The organism is Sinomonas sp., from assembly GCF_036848755.1.
Lineage (GTDB): Bacteria > Actinomycetota > Actinomycetes > Actinomycetales > Micrococcaceae > Sinomonas.
The window spans coordinates 1-25384 of the sequence record NZ_DAIUJO010000055.1 but is presented as its reverse complement, the minus strand read 5'-3'; the positions used below and the strand labels follow the sequence as shown (position 1 = coordinate 25384).

Annotated in this window: 29 protein-coding genes and 1 pseudogene; 21 read left to right on the top strand and 9 right to left on the bottom strand. The window is 70.9% G+C overall.

Going from position 1 to position 25384, the window contains the following annotated elements; translation table 11 throughout:
• Positions 1-335, bottom strand: a pseudogene (locus tag V7053_RS10605) (transglycosylase domain-containing protein); the annotation flags it as partial.
• A gap of 100 nt (positions 336-435) precedes the next feature.
• Here V7053_RS10605 and V7053_RS10600 point away from each other — a divergent pair.
• Both V7053_RS10600 and V7053_RS10595 read left to right on the top strand, forming a co-directional pair.
• Positions 436-918: a MarR family winged helix-turn-helix transcriptional regulator gene (locus V7053_RS10600; protein ID WP_334172252.1), complete on the top strand. Its 483-nt coding sequence runs from the start codon at positions 436-438 to the stop codon at positions 916-918.
• A gap of 253 nt (positions 919-1171) precedes the next feature.
• On the top strand, positions 1172-1660 hold the full coding sequence (locus tag V7053_RS10595; RefSeq protein ID WP_334172251.1) for a hypothetical protein: 489 nt from the start codon (positions 1172-1174) through the stop codon (positions 1658-1660).
• Here the strand turns inward: V7053_RS10595 and V7053_RS10590 are convergent.
• Complete coding sequence (locus V7053_RS10590; RefSeq protein ID WP_334172250.1) at positions 1657-1806, bottom strand: hypothetical protein; 150 nt, start codon at positions 1804-1806, stop codon at positions 1657-1659. The genes V7053_RS10595 and V7053_RS10590 overlap by 4 nt on opposite strands.
• Before the next feature lie 9 nt (positions 1807-1815).
• Positions 1816-2421, bottom strand: a complete 606-nt coding sequence (locus tag V7053_RS10585) for a LysE/ArgO family amino acid transporter (RefSeq protein ID WP_334172249.1) — start codon at positions 2419-2421, stop codon at positions 1816-1818.
• Between the two features lie 69 nt (positions 2422-2490).
• On the opposite strand from V7053_RS10585, the gene V7053_RS10580 reads away from it, so the two are divergent.
• Both V7053_RS10580 and V7053_RS10575 read left to right on the top strand, forming a co-directional pair.
• On the top strand, positions 2491-3417 hold the full coding sequence (locus tag V7053_RS10580) for an ArgP/LysG family DNA-binding transcriptional regulator (RefSeq protein ID WP_334172248.1): 927 nt from the start codon (positions 2491-2493) through the stop codon (positions 3415-3417).
• 235 nt (positions 3418-3652) lie between these two features.
• A complete protein-coding gene (locus V7053_RS10575; RefSeq protein WP_334172247.1) occupies positions 3653-4558 on the top strand; it encodes a ribonuclease Z in 906 nt (301 codons plus the stop codon).
• On the opposite strand, the gene V7053_RS10570 is transcribed toward V7053_RS10575, so the two are convergent.
• From V7053_RS10570 to V7053_RS10555, 4 genes are read right to left on the bottom strand one after another with little or no spacing between them, the layout of a single operon-like run.
• On the bottom strand, positions 4559-5206 hold the full coding sequence (locus tag V7053_RS10570) for a hypothetical protein (RefSeq protein ID WP_334172246.1): 648 nt from the start codon (positions 5204-5206) through the stop codon (positions 4559-4561).
• Entirely contained in the window at positions 5203-5733 is a 531-nt protein-coding gene (gene idi / locus V7053_RS10565; RefSeq protein ID WP_334172245.1) for an isopentenyl-diphosphate Delta-isomerase, read from the bottom strand. The genes V7053_RS10570 and idi overlap by 4 nt, the downstream gene beginning before the upstream one ends.
• Positions 5730-7238 carry an SDR family oxidoreductase gene (locus V7053_RS10560; RefSeq protein WP_334172244.1) on the bottom strand — a complete coding sequence of 503 codons (1509 nt, stop codon included), beginning with the start codon at positions 7236-7238 and terminating at the stop codon, positions 5730-5732. Before V7053_RS10560 ends, idi begins: the two co-directional genes overlap by 4 nt.
• Positions 7235-8092: a TspO/MBR family protein gene (locus V7053_RS10555; RefSeq protein ID WP_334172243.1), complete on the bottom strand. Its 858-nt coding sequence runs from the start codon at positions 8090-8092 to the stop codon at positions 7235-7237. Before V7053_RS10555 ends, V7053_RS10560 begins: the two co-directional genes overlap by 4 nt.
• A 114-nt stretch (positions 8093-8206) precedes the next feature.
• Here V7053_RS10555 and V7053_RS10550 point away from each other — a divergent pair, with 114 nt between their 5' ends.
• The 8 genes from V7053_RS10550 to V7053_RS10515 are packed head-to-tail and all read left to right on the top strand — an operon-like array spanning position 8207 to position 15470.
• Positions 8207-9325: a polyprenyl synthetase family protein gene (locus tag V7053_RS10550; protein ID WP_334172242.1), complete on the top strand. Its 1119-nt coding sequence runs from the start codon at positions 8207-8209 to the stop codon at positions 9323-9325.
• Complete coding sequence (locus V7053_RS10545; protein ID WP_334172241.1) at positions 9325-10272, top strand: phytoene/squalene synthase family protein; 948 nt, start codon at positions 9325-9327, stop codon at positions 10270-10272. Before V7053_RS10550 ends, V7053_RS10545 begins: the two co-directional genes overlap by 1 nt.
• Positions 10273-10319: 47 nt before the next feature.
• On the top strand, positions 10320-11960 hold the full coding sequence (gene crtI, locus V7053_RS10540; RefSeq protein WP_334172240.1) for a phytoene desaturase family protein: 1641 nt from the start codon (positions 10320-10322) through the stop codon (positions 11958-11960).
• The gene (locus V7053_RS10535) at positions 11948-12334 is read left to right on the top strand and encodes a lycopene cyclase domain-containing protein (protein ID WP_334172239.1); all 387 of its coding nucleotides are present in this window, start codon (positions 11948-11950) and stop codon (positions 12332-12334) included. The genes crtI and V7053_RS10535 overlap by 13 nt, the downstream gene beginning before the upstream one ends.
• On the top strand, positions 12331-12669 hold the full coding sequence (locus V7053_RS10530) for a lycopene cyclase domain-containing protein (protein WP_334172238.1): 339 nt from the start codon (positions 12331-12333) through the stop codon (positions 12667-12669). Before V7053_RS10535 ends, V7053_RS10530 begins: the two co-directional genes overlap by 4 nt.
• A complete protein-coding gene (locus V7053_RS10525) occupies positions 12666-13556 on the top strand; it encodes a prenyltransferase (protein ID WP_334172237.1) in 891 nt (296 codons plus the stop codon). Before V7053_RS10530 ends, V7053_RS10525 begins: the two co-directional genes overlap by 4 nt.
• Positions 13553-14947 carry a cryptochrome/photolyase family protein gene (locus V7053_RS10520; RefSeq protein WP_334172236.1) on the top strand — a complete coding sequence of 465 codons (1395 nt, stop codon included), beginning with the start codon at positions 13553-13555 and terminating at the stop codon, positions 14945-14947. The genes V7053_RS10525 and V7053_RS10520 overlap by 4 nt, the downstream gene beginning before the upstream one ends.
• A 10-nt stretch (positions 14948-14957) precedes the next feature.
• Positions 14958-15470, top strand: coding sequence for a MarR family winged helix-turn-helix transcriptional regulator (locus V7053_RS10515; RefSeq protein WP_334172235.1), 513 nt, complete (start codon positions 14958-14960; stop codon positions 15468-15470).
• 7 nt (positions 15471-15477) lie between these two features.
• Here V7053_RS10515 and V7053_RS10510 read toward each other — a convergent pair whose 3' ends face one another.
• Positions 15478-17196, bottom strand: a complete 1719-nt coding sequence (locus V7053_RS10510) for a cytochrome c biogenesis protein CcdA (RefSeq protein ID WP_334172234.1) — start codon at positions 17194-17196, stop codon at positions 15478-15480.
• Between the two features lie 109 nt (positions 17197-17305).
• On the opposite strand from V7053_RS10510, the gene V7053_RS10505 reads away from it, so the two are divergent.
• The 8 genes from V7053_RS10505 (at position 17306) to V7053_RS10470 (ending at position 23018) form a co-directional block, all read left to right on the top strand.
• Positions 17306-17881 (top strand): hypothetical protein, encoded by a 576-nt coding sequence (locus V7053_RS10505; protein ID WP_334172233.1) that lies wholly within the window; start codon positions 17306-17308, stop codon positions 17879-17881.
• Positions 17878-18159 carry a monovalent cation/H+ antiporter complex subunit F gene (locus V7053_RS10500; protein ID WP_334172232.1) on the top strand — a complete coding sequence of 94 codons (282 nt, stop codon included), beginning with the start codon at positions 17878-17880 and terminating at the stop codon, positions 18157-18159. The genes V7053_RS10505 and V7053_RS10500 overlap by 4 nt, the downstream gene beginning before the upstream one ends.
• On the top strand, positions 18156-18455 hold the full coding sequence (locus V7053_RS10495; RefSeq protein ID WP_334172231.1) for a monovalent cation/H(+) antiporter subunit G: 300 nt from the start codon (positions 18156-18158) through the stop codon (positions 18453-18455). Before V7053_RS10500 ends, V7053_RS10495 begins: the two co-directional genes overlap by 4 nt.
• Positions 18452-18754 (top strand): DUF4040 domain-containing protein, encoded by a 303-nt coding sequence (locus tag V7053_RS10490; RefSeq protein WP_334172230.1) that lies wholly within the window; start codon positions 18452-18454, stop codon positions 18752-18754. Before V7053_RS10495 ends, V7053_RS10490 begins: the two co-directional genes overlap by 4 nt.
• Positions 18751-19536 (top strand): MnhB domain-containing protein, encoded by a 786-nt coding sequence (locus tag V7053_RS10485; protein WP_334172229.1) that lies wholly within the window; start codon positions 18751-18753, stop codon positions 19534-19536. The genes V7053_RS10490 and V7053_RS10485 overlap by 4 nt, the downstream gene beginning before the upstream one ends.
• Positions 19533-19880: a sodium:proton antiporter gene (locus tag V7053_RS10480; protein ID WP_334172228.1), complete on the top strand. Its 348-nt coding sequence runs from the start codon at positions 19533-19535 to the stop codon at positions 19878-19880. The genes V7053_RS10485 and V7053_RS10480 overlap by 4 nt, the downstream gene beginning before the upstream one ends.
• Positions 19881-19884: 4 nt before the next feature.
• Complete coding sequence (locus V7053_RS10475; RefSeq protein WP_334172227.1) at positions 19885-21729, top strand: complex I subunit 5 family protein; 1845 nt, start codon at positions 19885-19887, stop codon at positions 21727-21729.
• Positions 21730-21791: 62 nt separating this feature from the next.
• Entirely contained in the window at positions 21792-23018 is a 1227-nt protein-coding gene (locus tag V7053_RS10470) for an MFS transporter (protein WP_334172226.1), read from the top strand.
• A 9-nt stretch (positions 23019-23027) separates the two neighbouring features.
• Here the strand turns inward: V7053_RS10470 and V7053_RS10465 are convergent, their stop codons facing one another.
• Positions 23028-24293 (bottom strand): MFS transporter, encoded by a 1266-nt coding sequence (locus V7053_RS10465; protein WP_334172225.1) that lies wholly within the window; start codon positions 24291-24293, stop codon positions 23028-23030.
• A gap of 190 nt (positions 24294-24483) precedes the next feature.
• On the opposite strand from V7053_RS10465, the gene V7053_RS10460 reads away from it, so the two are divergent.
• Positions 24484-25173 (top strand): fasciclin domain-containing protein, encoded by a 690-nt coding sequence (locus tag V7053_RS10460; protein ID WP_334172224.1) that lies wholly within the window; start codon positions 24484-24486, stop codon positions 25171-25173.
• Positions 25174-25384 lie beyond the last annotated feature (211 nt).

The following is a 25384-nucleotide window of genomic DNA, read 5'->3' as shown; positions in this document are numbered from 1 at the left end:
AAGCGGTAGTCCTCGATGGCGACGATCGCGTTGCGCATGTTCATCGACATCTGGCTCAGCGGCACGTCCGTCCTGTTCTCGGTGAACAGGGTGGCGATGGTCGAGCCGTCCGCAGCGAGGATCCTTGTCGACTGCGATGGAGGACTCACGGTCAGGTCGCTCGGAAGGCCGTTGAAGAACTGCACGGAGCCGTTCGCAGCGGCTGTGGTGAGGGCAACGGCAGGCGACATGAGGCCGGCCACCAGGATGCCGCAGACAGCACTGATGCTGAAGAAGGCGAGTACCTTCCCCAATGCAGTGGTCGTATCGATCAACGGTTTCCCACGAGAGGCCATGCCGGGAATGGTACCGAGCCTGAATCAGTGAAACCTGAGAGCAAGGATGTTCCGTAACAGAACTGGTCTCGGCGGGGGTGGCCTCGTCTACGCTGGGGGAATGACTTCAGGAGCCGGTGGCGGAGGGGACGCGTGGTCTCTGACCGACGTCATCACGCGCCTGCGCAGGACCCTCAGGGCGAGCGTCCGCGAGGAGCTCCCGTGGGAGTCCCTCCCGATGGCCCAGGTCGAGCTGCTGCAGCGACTCGCCGAGGAGCCCGGTCTCGGCGTGAGCGAACTGGCCACGCGACAGCACCTCGCGCGGAACACGGTCAGCAATCTCGTCCAGCAGATGTTCACCTCCGGCCTCCTCGAGCGCCGTGCCCACGAAAGTGACCGGCGCGCCGTCGTCCTGAGCCTGACAGCCGAGGGCGAGGAGCGGCTGCTTGCCTGGAAGCGGGCCAACGAGCGCCGCATCCGCCGGGCGCTCGAGGGGCTCAGCCCCGAGAGCCGGCGCGCAATCGACCAGGCCCTCCCTGCCCTGCAGGCGCTCGCCGCCCAGCTCGAGGCGCAGGAAGAGGCGGGCGTCGAGAAGGCCTCCTAGGCCTGCAGCTCGGCGCCCAGGCCCCCTCCTGTCGGCGTCCGGGCCGTCCTGCGCGCTCGTGGGGGCTAATCGTGCCCGCTGCGTCCCGGATTCTGAAGACCGGATGGCCCTTCGCACATATTTTCGCTCTTTACAGGCGTAATAGACGTGTCCAATGATGGGATCCTACGCGCGAAGGACAGGCCATGCTGGGGTGGGCCCCCGGCACGGGCGGTTGCGCGGACCGTCTCGTGCTGGAGGAGGGGACCTGAGGATGAGTGGGCTTGCGCTGGTGGCCGACGCCCGACGGCTTGGCGCCTCACGCGGAGGCGGGGCCGCGGCCCTGTGGAGGATGAGCGCCGTCGCCGACGAGCGGGCGCTCTTCTGGAGGCCGAGCAGCCGAGAGCAGGCGAGGGTGATCGGCCTGCTTCCCCGAGCGAGCTTCCTGCCCCCCGAGGGTGTCGAGACCGGTTGGTGGAAGATCGACGCCGTCCTCGACTTCGCAGCGCGCCGCGGGCTCGACCGCGTCGTCTGGCTGGACAATGAGCTCCCGATCTACGATCCGCGCCTCGGCGTGACCTACCGGGAGGCAGCCGAGGACGCGCTCGCAGACGCAGGGATCACGCCGTTCCTCGTTGCGCCGGACCCCACCTTGGGTCTCACCGTCGGTCTCGCCGAACTCGTCGAGGACTTCGCAGCACGCCGCCTCTGGACCCTCCCCGCGTACCGGCTGAGCGCCCCCGCCTTCGAGCCCGCGGTCTAGCTTCCGACGTCCGCCAGCTCGACCTTGACCGACCCAGGTTCGCGACGGTCGGACGCCTCGGACGCCTCGATCTCCTCGATCGCCGAGCTCATGGGCTCGTGCTCCGTGATGAGCGCCGTCGGATCGAACTGTCCGGCCGCCGCCATGTCGAAGAGCTAGCTGCCGCTCGCGAGGACTGCCGCGAGGCTGAGCATGAGGGCGGCGACGGAGCCGTCGAGAATCCGCCACGACGCGGGCCGGGCGAAGAAGCCGCGCAGGCCTCTCGCGCCGAATCCGATGAGCGGGAACCAGAGCGCACTTCCGGTTGCCGCGCCCAGCCCGAAGAGCCACTTGCCCGCGTCGCCCTGGGCGTTGGCGAGGGAGCCGAGCAGCACGAGCGTGTCGAGATAGACGTGCGGGTTGAGCCAGGTGATCCCGGCCGCCGTCAGCACGGCTGACCAAGCCGTCATCCCGCTTCTGGCAGGGGCCGCTTCGAGAATTCCGGGACGCAGTGCACGCTTGGCGGCGAACACGCCGTACGCGACGAGAAACGCGGCACCCACCCACCGGACGACCGCGAGCAGGATCGGCGCGCCCTGGACGAGCGCGCCGATGCCTGCGACTCCGGCAAAGATCAGGATCGCGTCGCTCACCAGGCACACGAGGACCACCGGAAGCACGCCCTCCCGCTTGATCCCCTGGCGCAGCACGAAGGCGTTCTGGGCGCCGATTGCCACGATGAGGCCGAGGCTCGCTCCGAGGCCGGTCAGGAAGGGGGTCACGCTTCGACGGTACGTCCGCCCGGGATGAAGATCAATTTACTATTTTTGCATCAGCATTAGAATCTCTTCATGGAACTCGACCAGCTCCGAGCGCTGATCGCCGTCGTCGACAACGAGACCTTCGAGGCGGCGGCCGGGGAGCTCCGGCTCACGCCCTCGGCCGTGAGCCAGCGCATCAAGTCCCTCGAGCGGTCCGTGGGGAGCGTCCTCGTACGGCGGCTCAAGCCGGTTCGGCCCACTCCCGCGGGGGAGCAGCTCCTGCGTTCGGCACGCCAGCTTCTCCTGCTGGCCGACGAGGCGGTCCTTGCCCTGCGCGGGCGGGAGCCGAGCGACGAGGACGACGGCGGCCATCGCCTTGGCATCCAGCGGCTGCGGGTCCCGATCGTGGCGAACGCGGATTCCATCGCGACCTGGCTCCCAGCGGCCATCCGCGAGATTGCCCACGGCGGACGGGTTGCGCTCGAACTGCTCCGGGACGACGAGCACGCGACGGCGGACCTCCTGCGTTCGGGCGACGCCGTCGCGGCGGTCACGGCGGATCCCCGACCGGTCCAAGGGTGCGCCGTGCGCCCGCTCGGGTCGATGGTCTACCGGGCGAAGGCATCACGGGAGTTCATGGACAGTTGGTTCCCGTCGGGTCCCACGATGACCGCGCTCGCCGTCGCGCCTGTCATGCAGTACGACCGGAAGGACAGCCATCAGCTTGCCCTCCTCGCGCGGGTGGCGCCGGACGCCGCGCCTCCGCAGCACTTCATCCCGGACTCGGTGCAGTACGTCGAATCGGTACAAGCGGGCCTGGGCTGGGGCATGGTCCCCGACCAGCAGGACCCCGAGGGATCCCTCGTCGAGCTCGATCCAGCGTGGGCAGAGGAGCTGCGGCTGTATTGGCAGGTGTGGACGCTCGACTCGCCGGGCCTCGCGGAGGTGACCCGCGCCGTCGTCCGCGCGGCCGCAAGGGGCCTCACCGCCGTCGGCCCCGATCGCCGTCGAGCCTGACCACCGCCCGCCCCCCATCCGTTTCGGGTACAGCTAACCCACCCAGATTCGCTTTCGGGTACGGCTAATTCCTCTCCTGAGCGTTTCGGGTACGGATGCCTGGCGGGAGGCTGGATTATCTGTACCCGAAGGGGATAGGGGGGAGACTATCTGTTCCCGAGATGGGATTGAGGGGGATTAGCTGTACCCGAAACGGGATGGGGGCTGGGGGGCGAGTCCGCCTACTGTGGGCATCATGCGCGAACTCGTGGTCCTCGGCACGGCATCCCAAGTCCCGACCCGGACCCGCAACCACAACGGCTACCTTCTGCGCTGGGACGGCGAGGGCCTCCTGTTCGACCCCGGCGAGGGCACGCAACGGCAGATGATCCACGCGGGTGTCGCCGCGACCGACGTGACCCGCATCTGCCTCACCCATGTCCACGGAGACCACTGCTACGGGCTCCCCGGAGTGCTCTCGCGCATGGCGCTCGACCGCGTCGAGCACCCCGTCTCCGTGCACTACCCCGCCGAAGGAGACGCGATGGTGCGCGCTCTCGTGGCCATCTCGTCGCCCGGCGTCGACCTGCGCCTGCTCCCGCACGGCGCCGGCGGAGTCATCGCGCCCGGGCTCGAGGTCCAGCCGCTCAGGCATCGCATCGAGACGTACGGCTACCGGCTGTCCGAGCCGGACGGCCGCTCGCTCCTCCCCGAACGGCTCGCGGCCGCGGGCATCCGCGGACCCGACGTAGGCCGGCTCCAGCGCGAGGGGCGGCTCGGCGGAGTGCGGCTCGAGGACGTGAGCGTCGCGCGGCGCGGGCAGAGCTTCGCGTTCGTCATGGACACGGCGCCGTGCGAGGGCGCAGAGCAGCTCGCGGACGACGCGGACCTCCTCGTCGCCGAATCAACGTTCAGCGACGACGACGGCGCGCTCGCCGAGCAGTACCGGCACCTCACGGCCGGGCAGGCGGGCGAGCTTGCCGGGAGATCAGGGGCGAGGAACTTGGTCCTGACCCATTTCTCGTCCCGGTACCCCGAGGTGACCGAGCTGGAACTGCAGGCTCAGCGGCGGGCGGGCACCGCCGTCGTCCGCGCCGCCCAGGACCTTGACCGCTTCGGCTTCCCGCAGCGGCGGTCCGGCCGTGTTGGGGTCTCACCTTGATTAAGGCCGACGGCGGAGCGACGCGCCGCCGCTATCCCCGGCCACGCCGGGGGCCGCGGGGAGAAGCTGGTGAGCTTCCGACCGCCGCGGCCGCCTAGGGTCGCCGAGGGACAGGGTCGCGAAGAGGCCGACGACGAGGAAGCCGGCCGCCGACCACGCTGCGTAGCGCGTCCCATCCGAGAAGGCGGCCTTGGCGTCGTCGGCCACGGGAGCAGTCGCAGGGGACGCGGCGAGCTGGGAGATCGCGGCACCCGAGCTGTCGACGACGGCGGCCACCATCCCGTCGCGCTGGGTCACGGGCAGGCCCCGATCGTCGAGGGCGCCGCCCAGGATGCCTGACGCCGAGGAGAACAGCACCGTCCCGAGCACGGCGATGCCGAGCGCCGAGCCGATCTGCCGCGACGTGCTCTGCGTTCCGGACGCCTGACCGCTCGCCGCGACGGGCACGTCCGTCAGGATCACACCGGTGAGCTGTGCGGTGGCGAGCCCGACCCCGAAGCCATACACGAACAGGAACGGCACGAGTGCGCCCCACGGGGTGTCCGGCGCAATCACTGCGCCGAGGCCGGCGACGCCCACGATCTCCGCGGCGAGGCTGATGACGACCAGCCCGGCCCACCGCCGTCGGCCGCCCGAGGGCGTGCTCACAGCGAGGCCAGCTCGAGTTGCTGGAGCTGCAGGCGCAGCCACGGACTGAACGCGTAGGGGGCGGCGACGACGGCGGTGCGGAGCCGGTCCGGCGTCGTCCACTGCCACTCGCACACCTCGACGGACGACGGCGCGGGCTCGCCGAGGGCATGGGCGCGGAACACAGGGCAGATCTCGTTCTCGACGACGCCGGACGCATCGGTCGCGCGGTACCGGAAGCCTGGGAGGATCGGCGTGAGCTCGTCGAGCTCGAGGCCCAGTTCCTCGAGCGCCCTGCGCCGCACGGCGTCCTCGATCGGTTCGCCGGGAGCCGGATGGCCGCAGAACGAGTTCGTCCAGACCCCGGGCCAGGTGGCCTTGGTCAGTGCGCGCCGGGTGACGAGCACGCGGCCCCCGTCGTCCTCCACGTGGCAGGAGAACGCGAGGTGGAGCGGCGTGTCCGTCGAGTGGACCGTGGCCTTGGGGGCGGTCCCGAGGGGGGTGCCTTCGTCGTCCACGAGCTGCACGAGCGTGTCGTCGAACGTCATGTGACAGCCCTCCCTTCGGTCGTTGCTGCGGGGGCCGTTTCGGATGCGGCCTCGGCCGCCGCGGTGATCCGCTCGGCCATGCCTTTGAACACGATGTCGTGGAACGGGACGATCGAGGCCCAGTAGAGCCGCCCCGCGAGCCCCTTGGGCAGGAAGACTGCGCGCTGGAAGTACAGGCTCCCCGAGCCGCGCGGCGATACCGTCAGCTCGAGCCACGCGCGCCCTGGGACCCGCATCTCGGCGCGGAGGCGGAGCAGGCGCCCGCGCTCCAGGGCTTCGACTCGCCACCAGTCGAGGGCGTCCCCGAGCTGCAGCCGCCGCGGATCGCGCCGGCCGCGGCGGAGCCCCACGCCGCCCGCGAGCTTGTCCATCCAGCCCCGCACCGCCCACGCGAGGGGGAACGAGTACCAGCCGTTCTCCCCGCCGATGCTCTCGATGACCTCCCAAAGGCGTTCCGGCGAGGCAGATGTGTAGTGCGTCCGCGTGTCCCTGAAGACCCGGCTGCCCGCCCACTCGGGATCGCTCGGCAGGGGGTCCGAAGGCGCCGCCACCGCCGTCGAGCTGGCCCACGTCGTCTCGACGTCGCCCCGCTTGATCTTGGCGAGGGCGAGCTCGACAGCCCGGCTGTAGCCAGTCAGGCCGCCCTCGGGTTCCGGGATGTGCTCGCCGATGCTGGCGTCCTGCACGACACAGTCGTTCTGCAGCGACTCGACCAGCGGAATCGCGAGGGCCCGGGGGATCGGGGTCACAAGGTTCACCCACTGGGCGGCGAGCCACGGAGTGAGGACGGGCAGCGGCAGAATGAGCGGCGGCCGCATGCCGGCGACCCGCGCGTAGCCGCGCATCATGTCCGCATACGTGAGCACGTCCGGGCCCCCGATGTCGAAGGTGCGGTTCACCTCGTCCGGCAGTTCGGCAGCCTTCTCGAGGTAGTACAGCGCGTCCCGGACAGCGATGGGCTGGACGCGGTTGAGCACCCAGCGCGGCGCGGGCATGACGGGAAGGACGTCGGTGAGGTGCCGGACCATCTCGAAGCTCGCAGAGCCGGAGCCGATCACGAGCCCGGCCTGCAGGACGACGGTCGGGACACCGGACTCCAGAAGGATGCGCCCCACCGCGGACCGGGACTGGAGGTGCCGGCTCAGCCGCTCGCCCGGGTTGAGGCCGCTCAGATACACGAGGCGGGAGACGCCGGCCCGTGCCGCGGCGCGCGCGAGCGCTTCTGCCCCCGCGCGTTCCGTCCGCGCGAAGTTGCCACCGGCTTGGGCGCCCATCGAGTGGACGAGGTAGTAGACGACGTCGGCCCCCTCGCACAGTGCCTCGACGGCGCCGGCGTCCTCGAGGCTCCCGGGGACGACGTCGACGTCGTCGCGCCAGGGGACGTCGCGCAGCTTCCTGGGATTGCGCGCGAGGACGCGGACCTGGTGGCCCGCGTCGAGGAGGCGCGGGACGAGCCGGCCGCCGATGTAGCCGGTAGCGCCCGTGACGGCTATGAGGCGGCTCATGCGTGCTCCGTCCTGCTCCCGCGTGCAGCCTTGGGTCCGCGTGCTGTCGTCTGAGGAAGGTGGCGCCGGATCCCGCTCAGGGTGCGTGGTCCGGCAAGCAGGATGCCTGCCGCGAGCACGGCAGCTGCCGCGCTCGCGGCCGTGAGTGCGGTGGTGGGGAGGACCAGCGGCCCGCTCGTCCGCGCGACAGCGATCCACGCGAGGCCCCACGCGATCGACAGGAGCGGCGCCCACGTCCGCCGGAAGGCCAGCGAGATCCCGACGAGGGCCCCGACGCAGAGGACGACGACGGACGTCGGCTCGGCGGGGAGGGCCAGACCGGCCCAGGCAAGGAGCGCCGCCACGTTCGCGATCGTCGCGACGCAGATCCAGCCGAGGTACAGGCCGAACGTCCCGTCGCTCAGGATCGCCTCGGTTCTCGATCCGGGGGCGTGCGCCGTCGAGAGCTGGAAGATCCGGCAGAGGACCGCCAGGAGAGCCGCCATGACAGCGAGGCTGGCCGGGACGGAACCGAGCTGGACTGCCCACAGCCACGCCGCGTTGAGGAGCATGGACGCGGCAGCCCACGGGCGGATGGCGGCCTGGCGTCTGCTCGCCCGGGCGCCGGGTAGGAGCTGCCACACGCCGTAGGCGAGGAGGCCTGCGTAGATGACACTCCAGATCGAGAACGCGGGCACGCCGGGCGCAACGGGGGTTGCGGTGCTGGAGAAGTAGCCGCCCGCGGCGCTGTTGACGGGAGTTCCGCCGAACGCTCCGCTGCCGAACGCGGCGAGCACCAGGGCGGCGCCCGCCGAGGCGGCGGTCAGGACGGCCGCGGGCAGCGCGGGGCGTGCCGCGGATTCTTGGGTGTTCATGCCGTCCCCCTCTAGACAGGCCGAGATTTCTCGATAATCATATTTCTCGAAGATCGAGACATCAAGGCCTGAGTGCAGGACCCAGGCCAAACGGTCTTGACCGAGGAGGCGACCATGAGCGGAACGGCCACCCAGACAGCTGCGACGCCCCGCGAAGCGAGTGCCGTCGAAGAGGCAGTCTCATGGACCAGAGTGGGTCCCCGGGTCGAAGAGCTCCTCGCCGAGTTCTGCGCGTCGCAGCGGGCAGCGGCCCCGCTCGGCCGGGCCCGTGACCTCTGGGACCATCTCGTTCGATCGCTCGAGGGCGGCAAGCGGGTGCGGCCTCAGCTGGCGTGCCTCGCCTACACGTCGTTCGAGGGCGAATCCGGTGGAGCGTGCGCCGCCGTGGGGGCCGCCTTCGAGCTCCTGCACGCCGCGCTGCTCCTGCACGACGACGTCATCGACCGCGACTTCGTGCGGCGAGGGCGCCCCAACGTCGCCGGCATCTACCGCGAAGACGGCCTCAGCCGGGGATTGACGCCTCCGGAAGCCGGCCACCTCGGCGCGTCCGTCGCGATCATCGCCGGAGACCTCCTCCTCACCGGGTCATTCCGGATGCTCGAAGGGGCGACGCCGATGCCCGCCGTGCGCGATCGCCTCGCCGCACTGTTCCATCGGGCGATTGCCGACGCCGCGGCCGGCGAGCTCGCGGACGTCCTCCTGTCGCACGGGGCCGGCATGTCGGCTGGCGCGGGCGGGAGCGTCGACGACGTGCTCGAGATGGAGCGTCTGAAGACCGCCGTCTACTCCTTCGAGGCGCCGCTCCGCGCGGGAGCGATCCTGGCGGGCGCCGCGCCCGGGGTGGTGGACGCCGTCGGGCGCGTCGGGACCCTCATCGGGGTGGCCTATCAAGTCATCGACGACGTCCTGGGAACGTTTGGCGACGAACGGCAGACGGGCAAGCCGACGACGTCGGACCTCCGGGAGGGAAAGCTCACCGTGCTGACCGCGTTCGCGCGGGAGAATCCGCTGGTGGCGCGGCACCTTGCCCAAGAGTTCGGGGGCGGAGACGGGCACGAGCCCACCCGCCTCCGGGAGATCCTCGACAAGGCCGGGGCGCGCGGCCACGCGCTCAACCTCGCCCACGCTCTCGTCACCGAGGCGCTCGACGAAGCACGCAGGGCCGAGCTGCCCCCCGCACTCCGCTCGGAGCTCACCCGCATCTGCAACCACGTCCTCCACCGGGAGAGCTGATGTCCTTCGCCGCCGAAGCCCACCACACCGCGGGCCGCCCCACGGCGGGGCGCCCCAGAGCAGGCCGTGTAGCGGCTTCCCCCCTGAGCCGCTACACGGCCGCCGCGACGGCCAGCTCCGCCGTCGTCATCCGCCGGTACTCGAGCTCCTTCGGGCTCGCGTGCAGGCTGCTCGACCCGGACCTCCGCCCCGAGATCGAGAACATCTACGCGCTCGTCCGCCTCGCCGACGAGGTGGTCGACGGCGCGGCCACTGGGGCAGGGCTCGCTATCCCGGCCGTGCTCGAGCAGCTCGACATCCTCGAGGGGGAGACCTACGCCGCGCTCCCGCTCGGCTACAGCACCAACCTCGTGGTCCATGCCTTCGTCCAGACGGCCAGACGCGCGGGCATCGGCAGGGATCTGATCACGCCGTTCTTCGCGTCGATGCGGCGTGACTGCGATCCCCACACCCACTCGGGCGAATCCCTGGGCGAGTACATCTATGGCTCGGCCGAGGTCGTGGGGCTCATGTGCCTCCGCGTCTTCCTGTGCGGCACGACGGCGACTGCCGGCGAACGGTCGACGATGGCGGAGTCGGCGCGTCGCCTGGGTGCTGCGTTCCAGAAGGTCAACTTCCTGCGGGACCTCGGGCAGGACGCCGCCCTGCTCGGGCGCCAGTACTTCCCCGGCGTCGACCCGGGCCATCTGCACGAACGGCAGAAGGCGGACCTCGTCGCCGACCTGAGGGCCGATCTCGACGCTGCCCTCCCGGGCCTGCGACTTCTCCCCGACTCCTCCCGGCGGGCCGTCGCGCTCGCCCACGCCGTGTTCTCGGAACTCGCCGACCGCATCGAGGCGTGTCCCGCCGAGCTCCTCCCGAGCACGCGGGTGAGCGTTCCCGCAATCACCAAGGCACGCCTCGCCGCCGCGGTGCTCCTCGGCTTCGGCCCCGGGAGGGCGGCATGAGGCGCGGTGCCGATCTTCGCGGTGCCGGTCGTCAGAGCGTCGGAAGAGTGCCGGCGTCCCGGCCGCGGAAGCCGCGCAGCGTCGTCGTCATCGGCGGGGGCATCGCGGGGCTTGCGGCGGCCGCCCTCCTCGCCCGTGATGGGCATGCCGTCCACCTGCTCGAGCAGCAGGGCTCCCTCGGGGGAAGGGCGGGACGCTGGGAGGCCGGCGGCTTCCGCTTCGATACCGGCCCGTCCTGGTATCTCATGCCCGAGGTCATCGACCACTGGTTCCGGCTCATGGGCACGAGCGCCGCGGCCGAACTCGACTTGGTGCGACTGGATCCGGGGTATCGGACGTTCTTCGAGGGGGAGGCCCGCGCGGTAGACGTTCCCGCGAGCCGCGAGGGCGCCGTCGCGCTGTTCGAGTCTCTGGATCCAGGCTCGGGAGCCGCGCTCGCGCGGTACCTCGACGAGGCGGGGGACGCCTACCACGTCGCCGTCGACCGGTTCCTCTACGACGATTTCTCGTCGTTCCGCGGCCTCGCGAGCCCCGACGTCCTGCGCCGGCTTCCCCGGCTCGCTGGGCTCCTCACCCAAACCCTCGACCGCCGCATCGCACGCCGCTTCCGGGACCCGCGAGAGCGGCAGCTCCTCGGCTATCCGGCGGTCTTCCTCGGCACCTCGCCCTTCCGTGCGCCCGCGCTGTACCAGCTCATGAGCCACCTCGACCTCGCGCAGGGCGTCCTGTATCCGCAGGGGGGCTTCGCGGCACTCGTGGACGCGATGGAGCGGCTGGCGCGTCAGGCGGGAGCGGACGTGCGGCTGGGCGCCCGCGTTCAGCGCATCGTCACGGGGGAGGCACCGGGCGGCGCCCGCGTCGAGGGCGTCGTGTGGACGGACGACGACGGCCGCGAGCACCGTCTGGGGGCAGACATCGTCGTCGGGGCGGCCGACCTCCACCACCTCGAGACGGAGCTCCTCCCGGCGCCCCTCCGCTCCCACCCCGAGGGCGCGTGGTCGCGGCGTGACCCGGGACCGGGCGCTGTCCTCGCGTGCCTGGGCGTCCGAGGGCGGCTCCCCGAGCTCGCCCACCACAACCTGTTCTTCGCGCGGGACTGGCGGGACAACTTCGGGCGCATCGCCGCCGGGCTGCCGCTCCCGAACCCCACCTCGCTCTATGTGTCCCGGTCGAGCGCCACGGATCCGGCCGTGGCGCCCCCGGGCGACGAGAACCTCTTCATCCTTGTGCCCTCGCCCGCGAGGCCCGAGTGGGGGCGCGGGGGTCTGGACGGCTCGGGCTCGCCCGTCGTGGAGGCCGTCGCGGACGCCGCCGTCCGGCAGGTGTCCGAGTGGGGCGGCATTCCCGACCTCGCCCGACGGATCGTCGTCCGGCGCACGATCGGGCCGGGAGACTTCGCTGCCGACGTCAACGCGTGGCGCGGGGGCGCGCTCGGCCTCGCACACACGCTCGGCCAGAGCGCGATGTTCCGCCCCGCCAACGCGAGCGCCACGGTCTCGGGACTGCTCTACGCCGGCGCCTCGGTGCGGCCCGGGATCGGGGTGCCCATGTGCCTCATCAGCGCCGAGCTCGTCCTGAAGCGGGTGCGGGGGGAGCGGCTGCCCGGACCGGCCACACCGCGCGAGTCCCGGACCTCGGCCTCCCGGGTGCCGGAGCCCCAGCCCGTGGAGGTGCCGTGGCCTACCTGAGCTGCCTGCTCGCCGGGGCCGCGTGCCTCTCCGCCCTCGACCACCGGTTCCGCCTCTTCTTCTGGCGCGCTCCGCGGGCAGCCGCCCTCGTCCTCGCGGCCGGCGTCGTCTTCTTCCTCGCGTGGGACGCCGCCGGCATCGGTGCCGGAGTCTTCGAGCACGGATCGTCGCCGCTCGCGACGGGGGTCATGCTCGCGCCCGGGCTCCCCCTCGAGGAGCCCGTCTTCCTCGCCTTCTTCTGCTACACGACGATGCTGCTGTTCACGGCCGCGGAGCGCCTCCTCGGGCGGACGACGGCGCGTGGGAAGTCTGGCGCGCGGGCACCGTCGGGGCAGGCCAAGGGCGCGGCGCCTTCGGGGAGGCGGCAGCCGTGACCTACGCGCTCATCGACGTCGTCTTCCTCGTGCTCGCCTGCCTCGTGCTCGCAGCGGTCTCCACCGCCCGTCTCCGCCAGCGCGATTGGCCTGGGCTCCCCTTCTGGCGTCCCGTGCTCGCCGGCGGAGCCGTTCTCATGGCCCTGACGGCCGCGTTCGACAGCGTCATGATCGCCCTCGGCCTCTTCGGCTACAGACCGGACGCGCTCAGCGGGGTCTTTGTGGGCCTCGCGCCCATCGAGGACTTCGCCTACCCGCTTGCCGCCGCCGTCGTTCTCCCCGCACTGTGGCGCCGCCTCAACCCAGCCCCGTCCACCGCAAAGGGGGACACATGACGCTCGCCTTGCCCGCGCCCCGCAACCTCGTCTCCGCCATCGTCGTCTCGTCGCGGCCGCTTTCATGGGTCAACACGGCGTATCCGTTCGCGGCCGCCTATCTCCTCTCGGGCCGGAGCCTCGACTGGCGCTTCGTGGTGGGGACCCTGTTCTTCCTGGTGCCGTACAACGCGGCCATGTACGGAACGAATGACGTCTTCGACTACGAATCCGACCTCCGGAATCCGCGCAAGGGCGGGGTCGAGGGCGGAGTCCTCGATCCGTCGCTGCACCGCGCCACGCTCTGGGCCGCATGGGGTCTGTGCGCGCCGTTCGTTGCCCTGCTGGCGCTCGGCGGGTCTCCGGGCAGCTGGGCCGTGCTCGCCGTCTCCCTCTTCGCGGTGGCGGCCTACAGCGTGCCCGTGCTGCGGTTCAAGGAGCGGCCCGTCCTGGATTCGCTCACGTCCAGCACCCACTTCGTCTCTCCCGCCGTGTACGGCCTCGTCCTCGCGGGCGCCCGTCCCTCGCCCGGTGTCCTGGCCGCCCTGGGCGCCTTCTTCGCCTGGGGCGTCGCCAGTCATGCGTTCGGGGCGGTGCAGGATATCGTTCCGGACCGCGAGGCCAGCATCGCCTCGATCGCGACTCTGTTCGGAGCGCGCGCCACGGTTCGCTTCGCCGTGGTCTGCTACCTTGCCGCGAGCGGGCTGCTGCTGCTCGGCGCTGAGGGGCCGGGCAAGTGGGCCGGCCTGCTCGCGCTCCCCTACGCGGCGAACGTGGCCCCGTTCGTCACGGTGAGCGATGCCGCGTCGGGACGCGCCCGGGCGGGTTGGCGGCGCTTCCTCTGGCTCAACTACGTGACAGGATTCCTCGTGACCCTCATCCTCATCGGCGTCTGGCTGGGCCTATGAGTCGGACCGCGCCAGCTCCCTCCCCCTCCATCGTCTGGTTCCGCGACGACCTCCGCATCACGGATCATCCGGCCCTCCGCGCCGCGATGGAGGCGGGGCCGACGTTTGCGCTCTACGTGCTCGACGAGGAGTCGCCGGGGATCCGGCCGCTCGGCGGTGCTGCCCGATGGTGGCTCCACCACGCCCTCGCGGAGCTCCGCCGGGCACTCGAGAGCATCGGCGTGCCGCTCGTTCTGCGGCGTGGCCCCGCGGCCGCCGTAGTGCCCGCGGCCGCGGCTGAGGCCGGCGCCGGTTCCCTGTTCTGGAACCGCCGCTACGGCGGAGGCGAGCGGCGCGCCGACGCGGCGGTGAAGCAGATCGCGCGATCGTCGGGGCTGCGGGCGGAGAGCTTCCAGGCATCGCTTCTGCACGAGCCATGGGAGCTCACCAACCGCCAAGGCGGCCCCTACAAGGTCTTCACGCCCTTCTGGAAGGAGCTCAGCTCGCACGACTTCCGCCACCCGCTGCCCGCTCCGGAGCCGCAGCAGGTGCCGGAGAGGGTGCCCCGGGGAGACGGCCTCGAGCAGTGGGGCCTTCTCCCCGGAGACCCTGACTGGTCGGCGCCCCTGGCCGAGGCCTGGGCCCCCGGCCCCGGGACCGCGCTCAGGCTGCTCGAGGAGTTCGCCGACGACTCCCTGGCCGACTACTCCGAGGACCGCGAGCGACCGGGCCGGCCTGGAACGAGCCGCCTCTCGCCGTATCTGCGCTGGGGCCACGTGAGTCCCTTCGAAGTGTGGGACGCGATCGGACGACGGCGGCGCGAGGCTCCTGGGGGCAGCGCCGCCTTCGCGTCGGAGCTGGGTTGGCGCGAGTTCGCCTGGCACCAGCTCTACCACCATCCCGATCTTGCCGCCGTCAATCTCCGGCGGGAGTTCGACGCCTACCCGTGGTGGTCGTCGGAGGACGGCGGCGACCAGGCCGAGCTTCTGGAGCGCTGGCGCTGCGGCAGGACCGGCTTCCCCCTCGTAGACGCAGGCCAACGCGAGCTGTGGTCGACGGGATGGATGCACAACCGGGTCCGGATGGTCTCGGCGAGCCTGCTCGTGAAGAACCTCGGCATCGACTGGAGGCTCGGCGAGCAGTGGTTCTGGGACACGCTCGTCGACGCCGACCCCGCCTCCAATCCGTTCAACTGGCAGTGGGCCGCGGGGTGCGGGGCAGACGCGTCGCCCTTCTTCCGCATCTTCAATCCGCTCACCCAGGAGAAGGCGCACGATCCGGATGGCGAGTACACCCGCCGCTGGATCCCCGAGCTGGGCAGCCCCGACTACCCGGAAGCGTGCGTCGACCTCAAGGAGTCGCGCGAGGAGGCACTCGATGCCTTCCGTTCCCTGCCGAAAGGGCGGCCCTAGAATGTTCGGCGTGCCAGACGAGCCGCTACCCGACCCTGAGAACCGTGACGCGCTGCGCTCGTCGCCAGGCTTCGAGCTCCTCTTCCTCCTCCAGAAGTTCACGACCGAGGCTGAGCGCTATTCCGAGGTCGTACGGCGCCAGCACGGCCTCGCACGGAACGACATCCACGCGATCAACGCGGTCATCGAGGCCGAACGAGCCGGCACGGTCGCGACGCCCGGCGAGCTCCGGGAACGGCTGGTCCTCAGCTCTGCCGCGATGACCGCGGTCCTCGACAGGCTGGAGGCCTCGGGACACCTCGAACGGAAGCACAGCGCCGAAGACCGGCGCCAGGTGCTGCTCGCGACGACCCCGAGCGCGCGGGAGACCGGCCGGGAGATGTTCGACCCGATGGTCCGGCACATGCTCCCGATCCTCTCCCAGTACACGCCTGATCAGATTCACCTCCTGACCGGCATGGTCCGGCAGCTGACCCTCGCGATCGCGGAGGCCCGCGAAGGCCTCGCCCGGGGGGAGAGGTGAGGGGGGCTCACCCGAACGTGAACGAGTAGAGCTCGAGTCCCGGGCTGGCGGTCACCTCGAGGCTTCCGGCCTTGCTGGAGGTCCCGTCGACGAGGACGTACGAGCGCGGGGTTCCGGCCACGGTGACCGTCTTGACGCCGTCGGGCCCTTGGACCCTGAGCGTTCCGGTGCCGCCCAGGACGGCTTGGACCTGGTGTGCGTGGTAGTTCAGGCGCACTCGGGACGGTGTGCTTCCCCCGGCAGACGCAACGATCCGCTGGGAGTCCACGGTCCAAGGGCCCGCGAGGGCGAAGGAATCGGGCCGCTGCGCCGCGGGATACGAGAAGCTCCCGGCCCCGGACTTGTACGGCTGCGATCCCGCGTAATTGGTCTGCTTCGAAATCCCGAGGAACGTCTCCGGGGTCGTGCTGCCGGGAGCGGGCGCCGAATCCTTCCCCTCCACGGGCTGCGGCAGGGCAACTCCCGGATGGGCCTGTTGGAGCAGCTGCCGCACGAGGGCCTCGGTGGTCTGGTAACCGCCCTCGCCCTGCTGGATGTGCCGGACGTTGCCGTCCGCGTCGATGAGGTACTGGGCGGGCCAGAAGCGGTTTCGGTAGGCGGTCCACGTCCCGTAGGAGTTGTCCATCGCGACGGGGTAGTCGATGCCGTGCTCCGCGATTCCGGCCTCGACGTTGCGCTGCTCGCGCTCGAACGCGTACTCGGGGGTGTGCACGCCGATCACCTCGAGGCCGGCCGACTTGTACGCGTCGTTGAGCTGGATGATGTGCGGGAGGGACCGCTGGCAGTTGATGCAGGAGTAGGCCCAGAAGTCGATGAGCACCACCTTTCCGCGCAGCTGGTTCAGCGTGAGCGGCTGGGATCCGAGCCACGCCGTGACGTCGTGGAAGGCCGGTGCGGGCCCGCAGTCCTGGAGCTCCGTTGCGTTCTGGGTGCAGTGGTCGAGGCCTCGGTTCTCGTCGGTCACGAGGCCGCCGAGATTGAGCGGGCTCCCCGCCGAGGGGGCGAGCTGGTCCTGGAGGCCGGCCGTGTAGTCGGGGATGAGGCGCTGGACGGCGGCCGGAAGGTCGAGCGCGAGCCCGGCCGCGAGGGCGATCATGAGCACTCCCGCGGTGATCCGGATTCCCCGCTGGCGACGGCGGAACGACGTGAGGCGTTCGGCCAGCCGGCGCCCTGCGAGGGCGAAGAAGAGGAGCGGAACCGAGACCCCGAGCGCGAACGAGAGGGTGAGCGCGATCGTCTCCGGCCCGATCCTGCCAGTCGCGCCCGAGACGGTGATGGCCGCCAGAACGGGCCCCGCGCATGGGACGAACACGGCGCCGAGGGCGAGTCCGAGGCCCAGCCCACCCCGCCGGGCGTCGACGCGCCGCATGGGGATCCACGAGAACGGCTTCTCGAGGAGCTCCTCGAAACGCGGGACCATGAGCCCGAAGCCGACGGCGGCCAGGACGGCGATCCCAGTCCACCGGAAGACGTCCTGCGGGAGACCGAGGACGCCGAGCACGAGAGAACCGAGCAGGGTGAAGGCGCTGAAGCTCAGGACGAGGCCCGTGATCACCTGGTAGGGCCGCCAGCGCGATGGCGGGCGGCCCGGAGCGGACGACGACGATCCGGCACGTGCGCTGTCGAGGCCCCCCGAGAAGAAGATGACGGGGAGGACCGGCAGGATGCACGGTGAGATGCCAGTGATGAGGCCACCGAGGAAGCCGATGAGGATGTTAGCGCCCATGCCTACTGTTCGGCGCGGTCGCCCGGATTGGATTGGCGGCCCGTCTGACGGTGCTCAGGGCATTGAAGCCGGCTCGGGCGATTGAACTGCGCTCAGTCGGGGGATTAGCGTGTCGATCACCATGGGCTGGAAAGGGTCTCTCCGCAGGTTCTTCGGGCTCCCCGGGGCGCGCGGCGCCGTGGGGGCCCTGGCCGAGCTTGCGCTCTGGTGCCTTGGCGGCACGCTCTTCTGGCTCGCGACGGCGTCGACTGTGACCTTCGGTGAAACTCTCATCGCCGCGGCGATCGCCCTGATCGCGGCCGTCCTCGCCCGCGTGGCCCGGCGCGCCATCCCGTTCCAGGCCAAACCCCCGCTCGCGTGGATCCGATGGGCGGCGCTCGTTCCGGTCTCCGCCGTGGCCGACGCCGTGCGGCTCGTGCCGTGGCTCCGGGGGAGGCAGCCCGAGGGTATCGTCGAGGAGCACTTGCCAGGCTCGAGCGCTCCGACAGAGACGGGACTCCGGGCGGGTGGAATCGTGGCCCTTTCCGCGACGCCCGGGACGGTCGTCGTCGACTGCGACCCGACGACGGGCGCGGTCCGGCTGCATTCCCTCGTGAAAGGCTGGCCGCACCTCGACGAGCAGGTCGTCGCCGGTGCCGGCCCTGCGGGAACCCGCTCCGCCACCAGCCGATCGGAGCGTGGGTGAGCGACCAGACGCTGTGGACCGCCGTGACCCTCGCGCTTCTTGTGGTCGGCGTCGCCCCCGCCGTATACCTCGCGGCCCGCGGGAGCAACGTGCAGCGACTGATCGGCCTCCAGCTCCTCAGTGCTTCGGGAAGCCTCGTGCTCGTGGGCCTCTCGGCAATCGTGAACCAGTCGTCCTACCTCATCGTCCCGCTCGTGCTGGCAGTCCTCGGGGCCACCGGGACGCTCGTGTACACGCGCCTCCTGACGCCGCGGATCGATGCCGAGGACGAACGGTGAGCGCCGTCGAGGCGGTGTTCGCAGGTCTCGCGGTGCTCGTCGTCGCCTACGCGAGCGTCGGCGCCCTGATGGCGCGCTCGCCGCTCGCCCGGCTCCATTTCCTTGCCCCGGTGAGCGCGATCGCGGTGCCGCTCTTCGCCGTCTCCGCCTTCCTCTACTTCGGGGTCAGCCTCGGGGGCGCCGCGGTCGTGGTCATCGCGCTCGTCGTCGCCTTCACGGGGCCCGCGCTGACGACGGCGATCGGCCGGGCCCTCGCGGCCGAGCAGGGGATCGACGTGGGGGAGTCGCCGGAATGAACTCGGACTTCCTGACGAACGCCCTCATCGCGACGAGCCTGATCCTCGTCCTCGTCGGCGCTGCCGTCGTCGTCTTCACCCGCAGACCCTCGAAGCAGGCCGTGGCGCTCTCCGTGTACGGGATCCTGCTCAGCATCTTCTTCGTGACGCTGCAGGCCCCGGACGTCGCGCTGAGCCAGGTGGCGATCGGGACGGCGGTCGTGCCGCTCATCGTGGTCCTCTCGATCCACAAGATCGGGAGCATCCGGGGAGAGGCGAGAAGTGAGGCCGACGCTGGGCAGGAGGCGGAGCGCCCGTGACCCGCCGTGCCCGCATCACCCTGCTGTGGATCGGCCTCGCAGCCTTCGGTCTCGCCATGGCGGTTGCGTTCACCGGACTTCCGGCCTTCGGCGGGGCCTTCCACCCCTATCGGGACCTCGCGGTCGCCGCGACGTTCGCCCACGGAACCGCGAACAGCGTCTCGAGCATCAACTTCGACCAGCGCGGCTTCGACACCTTCGGAGAGGAGACGATCCTCTTCTGCGCTGTCGTCGGCGTCGCGACCCTGCTGCGGCCCGTGCATCGGGAGCGGCGTCGCGAGGTCTCGAGCGGCGGGAAGGTCATCGAATCCACGAGCCTCGTCGTGTACGTCCTGTTCCCGCTCACTCTCGTGCTCGCGGCAGACGTGGTCACGCACGGGGCGATCACGCCCGGGGGCGGCTTCCAGGGCGGAGTCGTGCTCTCGACCGGGATCCACCTCCTGTACGTCGGAGGGCGGTACGCGCTGCTGAGGCGGCTCCGTCCGCTCGAATGGTTCGAGCAGGGGGAGGCACTCGGCGTCGTCCTCTTCGGCGCCTTGGGTCTCGCGGGCGGGGCGCTCGGGGCGGCCCTGTTCGCCAACTTCGTTCCGCAGGGGCAGCTGAGCGACTTCATTTCCGCTGGCACTGTTCCGCTGTTCAACATCGCGGTCGGCATGACGGTGTGCAGCAGCGTCGTCATCCTGCTCGCGGGCTTCCTCGACCAGGCGCTCGCCATCCGGTCCGATCCCGGAACCAGGGGCGACCCGCCCGACGCCGACGCGAAGGAGGAATCCGCCGCATGAGCTACTTCGCGTACGCGGTCGCGGCCGCCGTCATGGCCCTCGGGCTCATCGGCATGGCGACGAGCCGGAACCTCGTGCACACGGTCGTGTGCCTCTCCGTCGCGCAGTCGAGCACCTACATCCTGCTGATCGCGGTCGGCTTCCAGTACGGCGGGGTGGCGCCCATCTTCGGAAACCAGGTCGGCCAGCAGACGCCCGTCGTCGACCCAGTGGTGCAGGCCCTCACGCTGACGGACGTCGTGGTCTCGGCGGCGGTGACGTCCATGCTGCTCGCCCTCGTGATCCAGATGGCCAAACGGCGCAAAGCGGTCGATCCGGACCACCTCGGCGGACTCGAGGGCTGAACCGATGCTGACAGCAACCCTCGCGGCCCCGATGCTCCCGCTCCTCGTGATCGGGCTCATCCTCGTCGCGTGCGTGCTGCTCTCGCTCGGCCGGGTCCTCCCCCGGCGCTCCACGGACGTGATCTCGATCGGGGCCGCCCTCGTCGCCGTCGTCCTCGAGGGCTCCCTCCTGGTCACGGCGTCGCAGGGCCGGCTCGTGTACTGGATGGGGGCATGGCCGTTCCGTGGCGGCCGCGGAGTGGGGATCGCCCTCGTCGGAGACGAGGTCAGCGTGGGCATCGCCCTGCTCGCGAGCGTCCTCATGCTCGCCGCGCTCGTCTTCTCGTGGCGCTATTTCGAGGCCGAGTCGGCCCACTTCCATGGCCTCATGATGCTGTTCCTCGCGGGAATGACGGGCTTCTCGTTCGCGGGCGATGTGTTCACGATGTTCGTCTTCTTCGAACTCATGGGAGTAGCGGCATATGCGCTGACAGGCATAAAAAGCGAGGACCCCTCGGCCGTCCACGGGGCCATCAACTTCGGCATCGTCAATTCGCTCGCCGCCTACCTCTCCCTCACGGGAGTCGCGCTCCTCTACGCGAGGACGGGCGACCTCAACATCGCCGCCCTCTCCCACGCCCTCGCCGCGGACCACAGCCTTCTCGTGCCGATCGCCTTCGTGCTGCTCCTCGCCGGCTTCCTCGTGAAGGCCGCCGTCGCCCCTTTCCACTTCTGGCTCGCGGACGCCCACGCGGTGGCCCCCTCGCCGGTGTGTGTCCTGTTCTCCGGGGTCATGGTCGAGCTCGGGCTGTACGGCGTCGCTCGCGTCTACTGGTCGATCTTCAGCTCGACCAGCATCGCCGGGGCCGCCCAGCACGCGTTCGTCGTCCTCGGAGTGCTGACGGCCCTCGTCGGCGCCGTCATGTGCTTCCTGCAGCGCCATCTCAAGCGCCTTCTGGCCTACTCGACCATTTCGCATCTCGGGCTCTTCATTGCCGTGCTCGGCATCTCCTCGCCCGAAGCGCTCGGCGGGGTCGTGCTGTACATTCTGGGACACGCCGCGATCAAGGGCGCGCTCTTCCTCCAGAGCGGCGTGATCCTGGACCGCTATGGGAGCGTCGACGAGTTCACCCTGCACGGCCGGGGGAGGGACGCCCGGACCCTCGCGGTCGCGTTCATGCTCTCGGGGGTCGCGCTCGCGGGTGCTCCGCCGTTCGCGCTCGGCCTGGGCAAGGGGCTCGCCGAACACGCGCTCTCGGAGGCGGACGCGCCGTGGGTCGTCGCGCTCATGATCGCTGTCTCCGCGATCACGGGCGGGGCGGTCCTCCGCGTGGGTGCGCGCATCTTCTTCGACGTCGGCGCTGCGCCGGAGGGTATCGAGGCCGAGGGGATGAGCGGCGACGAGGAGCACATCGAGGTGACGATCGGCCGGGAGCACATCCCCGTCTCGATGATGGCGCCCGTGCTGGGCCTGCTCGCCGCGGGGCTCGTCCTGGGCCTCCTCCCGTCCATCGGCACCGCCGTGAACGAGGCCGCCGCCCGCTTCATGGACCGGGACGGCTACGCGGGGGCGGTTCTCCACGGGAGCCTCGTCAGCAGCACGTCCGCCTACGCCCCCTTGGCACAGCAGGGTGGGGCGGCGTGGGACGCCGAGGGGGTGTGGCTCGGCCTCCTGACCGTCGCGCTCGCGGCCGGAGCGGCGGCCTTCGGGGTGTTCCGCCACAGGTTGCCCGAGCGGCTCCGCCGGGGGCGCGTGCTCTTCCGGCCGCCGCTCGAATTCCTGCGGCAGATCCATTCCGGCAAGGTCGGAGACTACGTTGTCTGGATGCTCATCGGGCTCGGCGCGAGCTGGGCAGTTCTCTTGGTCTGAGCCGCTCTCCTCGTCCGAGCTGGCCCGCCCGAGCCGATGACGCCGTGAGTAAGGTTGCTCCCGTGCCCACACTTTCGCCTTCAGAGCGCAGCGTACGACGGCGCCACCTCCTCGGGTTCTGGATCGTCGCCGCGGTCTTCGCGGCGACCATGGCGTTCGCGACCGTGCCGGCACCGCTCTACGTGCTGTACGAGCGGGCGGACGGCTTCGGGCCCTTCGTCGTCACGCTCGTCTTCGCCGCCTACGCCCTCGGCGTCGTGGTGAGCCTCTTCCTCGCCGGGCACGTCTCCGATCGCTTCGGGCGCCGGCGGACCATCGCGCCCGCCGTGGCCCTCAACGCGCTCTCCGCCCTGGTCTTCATGGTGTGGCCGGCGGTGCCGGGCCTCCTCGTGGCACGCTTCCTGAGCGGGCTCGGCATCGGCATGATCACGGCTACGGCGACAGCGCACCTGACCGAACTCCACGGCATGGCGCGACCGGGCGCCGGCGGGAGGCGGGCCGAGGTGGTCGCGACCGCCGCGAACATCGGCGGCCTCGGTCTCGGCCCGCTCGTGAGCGGGTTCCTCGCCGAATACGCTCCCGCGCCCCTCTACACGCCGTACGTGGTGTTCGCGTTCGTGCTCGTCGTTGGGATCCTGCTCGTCGTCACGGTTCCGGAGACGGTGGGGCCGGATGACTCCTCGTGGGACTACCGGCCACAGCGCATCGCCGTTCCCGCCGCCGAGCGCGGCCGGTTCCTCGGGGCCGCGCTCCTCGCGTTCGTGGGCTTCTCGATGTTCGGGTTCTTCACGTCGCTCGCCCCGCAGTTCGTCTCCGGGCAGCTCGGAATCCATTCGTTCGTGGTCGCGGGCGCCCTCTCGTTCTCGGTGTTCGCAGCCTCCGCCGTGACCCAGATGTTCTCGGCGTCGCTCCGCCTCTCCGTCCAGCAGAGCGGGGGGCTGATCCTGCTCGCGGCGGGGCTCGTCCTCGTCATAGCCTCGATCCTCGTCGCCTCTCTCGCGCTCCTCGTGGTGGGGGGCGTCGTCGCGGGGGCCGGGATCGGCGTCGCCTTCAAGTTCGCGCTCGGCGCGGTCGTCCGGATCGCGCCGCGGGAGACCCGGGGTGAAGCCCTCGCGGGGCTCTTCCTGGGCGGCTACATCGGCATGTCGCTCCCGGTCATGTTCCTCGGCATCGTGCTGCAGGTGGCGCCGCTCGCCCTCTCGGCGCTCCTGTTCGGCGCCGTCATGCTGGCCATCCTCGCCGTCACCGCCGTCGTCGCCTTCCGGACCGGGCTCGCCCGCTCGGGGTAGGCCCCGGTCTCAGGCGAGTTCGCTCGCCTCCCGCGCGGCACGCGGGCGGTGCGGGACATACCGCGGGATGTAACGACCGAGGATCCCGGCCCCGAGGAGCGAGAGCACCCCGATCGCACCACTCGCCAGGGGAAGCGACGCGACGGCGGTGAGGCCCGCGACGAGCAGCGGTGCCGCCGCCTGCCCGCCGTCGCCCGCGAACCGCCACGCGCCGAGGAAGGCGGCGGGACTGTTCCGCGGGGCGAGGTCCGCGCCGAGCGTCATGACGATCCCGCTCCCCATGCCGTTCGCAAGGGAGAGGACGAGGACGACGGCGACGAACCAGGCCGTGCGGCCCGGCACGTCGTGCAGGAAGGCGAGGGCGACGAATCCGCTGCCGAGCCCGATCATGCACGGCATGACGCTCCAGAGCCGCCCCCACCGGTCCATGATGTGCCCGCTCGTGTAGAACAGGGCGAACTCGACGCCGCCGGCGATGCCGATGACGAGCGCGGTGTTCGCCTCGCCGAGCCCGATGCTGAGGGCCCACAGGGGGAGGAGCGTGGTGCGCGCGGATCGGGCGGCGCCCACGAGGGCCACGCCCGATCCCATCCGCAGAAGAACTGCGCGGTGCGACCAGATCGTGCGGAAGAGGCCGTGGTGCTCCGCGTGGCTGGCAGCCCGGGCCGCTGCCCGAGCCGGGTCCGCGGCGTGCGCGGCCCGCTCGGGATCCGGCAGGACCAGGAGTGAGAGGGCGGCCGCACCGCAGCCGACCGCGAAGATCCAGAACGCCGACTGCGGGGTTCCCGTCGCCGTAATGACGGCGGAGGCGATGAGCGGCCCGATGAACCAGCCGCCGCGGAAGATCCCGCCGAGCGTCGAGAGCGCGCGGGCGCGATAGCGCAGCGGCACGTGGGTGGTCATGAAGGCGTGGCGAGCGAGCGCGAACACCGCTGTCGCGATGCCGATGAGCAGGACGCCCGCGAGGAGCACCCAGGGATTCGGCGCCGCGAGGCACACCAGAATGCCGCCGAGCGCCACGAAGGCGGCGCCCATCATGGAGGCGCGCTCACCGATCCGCGAGACGACCCACCCAGCGGGGATGTCGCCCGCGAGCTCTCCCACCATGACCATCGAGGCCACGAAGCCCGCCAACGCGAGGGATGCGCCGAGGTTGTGGGCCGCGATCGGGATGATCGGCAGGATCGCGCCCTCACCCGTCGAGAACAGGAGGGTCGGAAGGAAGACGGGCAGCGCTATCGAGCGAAAGGTGAAGGGCGGTGAGGCAGGAGGCATGGCCCTTTCACCTTACGCCTCGCCGTCTACTCGGCCTGCCGCCCGGACAGCTTGTCGCGCAGCCGATCGGCCATTCCGACACCGGCCCCGAGCGTCTGTGGAAGATCCGAGAAGAAAATCCAATCCGCTTCCGCCGGCGCTCCGAATTCCACGTGCAAGCAGCCCGCCCCTCGTGAACAGGAGTCATGCCATGAAGAGGATTCAGCGCACATTCGGAGTTGCCGGCCTGGCCGCACTGACGGCCTTGGGCCTCGCCGCCTGCGGCGGGTCGACGACGGCGGCCGGGGGCTCGCCGTCGGCCGCCAGCTCGCCGAGCATGGCCAGCAGCTCGCCGAGCATGGCCAGCAGCCCGATGTCGTCGTCGTCGGCCACGGCCGACCCGGCCGCCGACCTCGTCGGCCCCGGCTGCGCCTCCTATGCTCAGTCGAACCCGAGCGGGCCAGCGTCGGTCCAGGGGATGTCGACGGACCCGGTCGCGGTAGCGGCGTCCAACAACCCGCTGCTGAAGACGCTCGTCTCCGCGGTCTCGGGCAAGCTGAACCCGAAGGTCAACCTCGTCGACACCCTCGATTCGAGCCAGTTCACGGTCTTCGCGCCGGTCGACTCGGCGTTCGCGAAGATCGACGCGAGCACGATCAACAGCCTCAAGACCGATGACGCGACCCTCAAGAAGATCCTCACCTACCATGTGGTCCCGGGCCAGATCGAGCCGTCCTCCATCGTGGGCGACCACACCACGGTCGAAGGGCAGAAGCTCACGGTCACCGGGTCCGGCGACAGCCTCAAGGTCAACGGTGCCAACGTCATCTGCGGCGGCGTCCACACGGCCAATGCGACGGTCTACCTCGTCGACTCGGTCCTGATGCCTCCGGCCAACTGAGCTGAACCCCGCGACGGGCGCCGACCGGGCTGGGGCCGGTCGGCGCCCGTCCGCTTCTCCTGGGAATGAGGGCCATGCACAGACGTGAGACAGTGGTCTACATGCCGCACCGAGACGAGGGCACCCCTGCCTCCGACATCGACGCGCTCATGGCGAGTGTCGCACAGGGGGACCAGGGCGCGTTCGGCGACCTCTACGACGCGCTCGCGCC

Bases quoted from the DNA above. Each gene is read 5' to 3' on its own strand.
- V7053_RS10490 (WP_334172230.1), top strand. From the start codon at position 18,452: ATGAACTCGGACTTCCTGACGAACGCCCTCATCGCGACGAGCCTGATC.
- V7053_RS10560 (WP_334172244.1), bottom strand. From the start codon at position 7,238: ATGAGCCGCCTCATAGCCGTCACGGGCGCTACCGGCTACATCGGCGGC.
- V7053_RS10545 (WP_334172241.1), top strand. From the start codon at position 9,325: ATGTCCTTCGCCGCCGAAGCCCACCACACCGCGGGCCGCCCCACGGCG.
- V7053_RS10575 (WP_334172247.1), top strand. From the start codon at position 3,653: ATGCGCGAACTCGTGGTCCTCGGCACGGCATCCCAAGTCCCGACCCGG.
- V7053_RS10465 (WP_334172225.1), bottom strand. From the start codon at position 24,293: ATGCCTCCTGCCTCACCGCCCTTCACCTTTCGCTCGATAGCGCTGCCC.
- V7053_RS10595 (WP_334172251.1), top strand. From the start codon at position 1,172: ATGAGTGGGCTTGCGCTGGTGGCCGACGCCCGACGGCTTGGCGCCTCA.
- V7053_RS10555 (WP_334172243.1), bottom strand. From the start codon at position 8,092: ATGAACACCCAAGAATCCGCGGCACGCCCCGCGCTGCCCGCGGCCGTC.
- V7053_RS10460 (WP_334172224.1), top strand. From the start codon at position 24,484: ATGAAGAGGATTCAGCGCACATTCGGAGTTGCCGGCCTGGCCGCACTG.
- V7053_RS10510 (WP_334172234.1), bottom strand. From the start codon at position 17,196: ATGGGCGCTAACATCCTCATCGGCTTCCTCGGTGGCCTCATCACTGGC.
- V7053_RS10480 (WP_334172228.1), top strand. From the start codon at position 19,533: ATGAGCTACTTCGCGTACGCGGTCGCGGCCGCCGTCATGGCCCTCGGG.
- V7053_RS10550 (WP_334172242.1), top strand. From the start codon at position 8,207: ATGAGCGGAACGGCCACCCAGACAGCTGCGACGCCCCGCGAAGCGAGT.
- V7053_RS10590 (WP_334172250.1), bottom strand. From the start codon at position 1,806: ATGGCGGCGGCCGGACAGTTCGATCCGACGGCGCTCATCACGGAGCAC.
- V7053_RS10520 (WP_334172236.1), top strand. From the start codon at position 13,553: ATGAGTCGGACCGCGCCAGCTCCCTCCCCCTCCATCGTCTGGTTCCGC.
- V7053_RS10600 (WP_334172252.1), top strand. From the start codon at position 436: ATGACTTCAGGAGCCGGTGGCGGAGGGGACGCGTGGTCTCTGACCGAC.
- idi (WP_334172245.1), bottom strand. From the start codon at position 5,733: ATGACGTTCGACGACACGCTCGTGCAGCTCGTGGACGACGAAGGCACC.
- V7053_RS10525 (WP_334172237.1), top strand. From the start codon at position 12,666: ATGACGCTCGCCTTGCCCGCGCCCCGCAACCTCGTCTCCGCCATCGTC.
- V7053_RS10580 (WP_334172248.1), top strand. From the start codon at position 2,491: ATGGAACTCGACCAGCTCCGAGCGCTGATCGCCGTCGTCGACAACGAG.
- V7053_RS10475 (WP_334172227.1), top strand. From the start codon at position 19,885: ATGCTGACAGCAACCCTCGCGGCCCCGATGCTCCCGCTCCTCGTGATC.